Genomic DNA, 2,032 nt, shown 5'->3' on the forward strand with positions numbered 1-2,032 from the left:
TTGATATTGAATGGCAGCAGGAACAATTAAAAAAAGAAAAGGCACAAGAAGCCCTTTTAAAAGATGGATTAGCTTGTGGTCCCGAAGGTTGTGTAATCCCAGGTACAACTATTAATAATGAAAATAAATAGTTAGTAGAAGTGTCAATTTCTTAATTTATATAAATTAACATTAAATGGTTTATTAATCAAAAACATTGATCTTCCCATAAAAAAAGCACACGACATTCGTTGTGTTCTGACCCAATTAGAATGAGATTAAAACAGTAGAGTGAAAGACAAGAACAAAATCATAACTTAGGCTGCAATGGATATTTGTCTTATCATTGTTTTGCTGCTATTTTTTTAAATATTAAACACGATTGGAGAATGAATCATGAAAAAAATTATGATTATTGGTGGGGGATTTGCAGGTTTTTGGAGTGCAGCAGGGGCAATTCGAAGGGCGATTGAACTTGAAAAAGAGAATGAAGTAGAAGTTACCGTGGTAAGTAGAGATTCTTTCTTAAATTTGCGTCCTAGAAATTATGAATCTGATTTGTCTCAAGTTCGTATACCATTTGAAAGAATCCTTAAACCGATCGGGGGAAAAAATGTTGAAGGCAACGTAGAAGGTATTGATTTCGATAACAAAACAGTGACCGTCTCAAGCTCTTCTGATACTATAACATTGTCATACGACAAGTTGGTTCTGGCTGCAGGGAGTATTTTGCAAAGGCCGAATATCCCTGGTCTTGAAGAACATGCTTTCTCTGTTGATACTTTCCAGGAGGCAAGTAATCTTCATCAACACTTAGATAATTTGGTATCAAAAAAATCTTTAGCAGGATGCTATACGGCCATCGTTGTTGGTGCCGGTTTTACTGGTCTAGAAGTCGCTGCAGAAATGGTCTCCATGCTAAAACATGTTGCAGAAAAAAATGGGGATGACCCTTCTACTGTCCGTATTGTATTAGTTGATCATTCTGACATTGCTCCGGACTTCAACGAAGAAGCTCGTGAAGTAATTAAAGGGGCTCTATCTGATTTGGGTATCGAGTCATACACAAAAGTAGCAGTACAAAGCATTTCTGAAGATAGTGTCGTACTAAGTAATGGTGAAAAACTTCCTGCGTTAACTACAATTTGGACAGCAGGAGTGAAAGCAAGTCCTCTAACCTCTCTTTTCCCAGTGGAACGTGATAATTTCGACAGGTTGCCTGTTGATCAATTTTTACGTGTAATAGGTACTGAGGATGTGTATGCTGCAGGAGACTGTATCAGAGTATTGACAGATGAAACTAATGTTGCGATGATGTCATGCCAGCATGCCTCACCTCAAGGGAAATTTGTAGGTTATAATGTGGTAAGTGACTTGTTCGAAAAAGATTCATTACCTTACGGACACCCTTACTATGTTACATGTCTTGATCTGGGAGAATGGGGAGCATTGCTTACAGAGGGATGGGATAGAAAAGTAATGATGAAGGGGAAGGACGCCAAGGAAGTGAAAATAGACGTTAACACAAAATTCATCGCTCCTCCTTTGGACGATAAGGAAGAAATACTAAAAGAATCCCAACCAAATTATATATATACGTTTGAAGACTTTTAAAACGACCTTAAGTAGAGTTAAATTAAATTATCACGAATAAATCTGCAATGAGGAGAGCCCTGCAAAATTGCCGTAATTTTAAAGAACCTAGGGTTCTCTGGAGTTTAAGTGGTTAAGATTGGAATAAGTTTGTCTACAGAAGAAAAAAATGCAGATAGCCTACCTTGGGACGCTATCTGCATTTTTCTTATCAGCTTCACCATTCGTTTGGCATTGATCACAAATAATGCCAATGGAGTAGTAGGATGATTACCTTCTATTATCTTATAAATATCTTAAAAGCTTAAAGGATGGTATTAGGTCAATAAAGTAGACACAAATTTTATAGATTTTTTCTACCGCGCTTTCGCTTGGTGGCCTCTTAATTTTTATGTGGGCCTCCTGGTGACGGTGCAGGGATCAACTGCCAGGTTGGCAGGATTTTTATAATAGATATAAG

Annotated in this window: 1 protein-coding gene; it reads left to right on the forward strand. The window is 37.4% G+C overall.

Annotated features, from left to right (window positions below; all coding sequences use genetic code 11):
* Positions 1–375: 375 nt before the first annotated feature.
* Positions 376–1,593: an NAD(P)/FAD-dependent oxidoreductase gene (locus IQ19_RS27590; protein WP_144547026.1), complete on the forward strand. Its 1,218-nt coding sequence runs from the start codon at positions 376–378 to the stop codon at positions 1,591–1,593.
* Positions 1,594–2,032 lie beyond the last annotated feature (439 nt).

It is taken from the genome of Cytobacillus oceanisediminis (assembly GCF_007830235.1).
Classification (GTDB): Bacteria; Bacillota; Bacilli; order Bacillales; family Cytobacillaceae; genus Cytobacillus; species Cytobacillus oceanisediminis.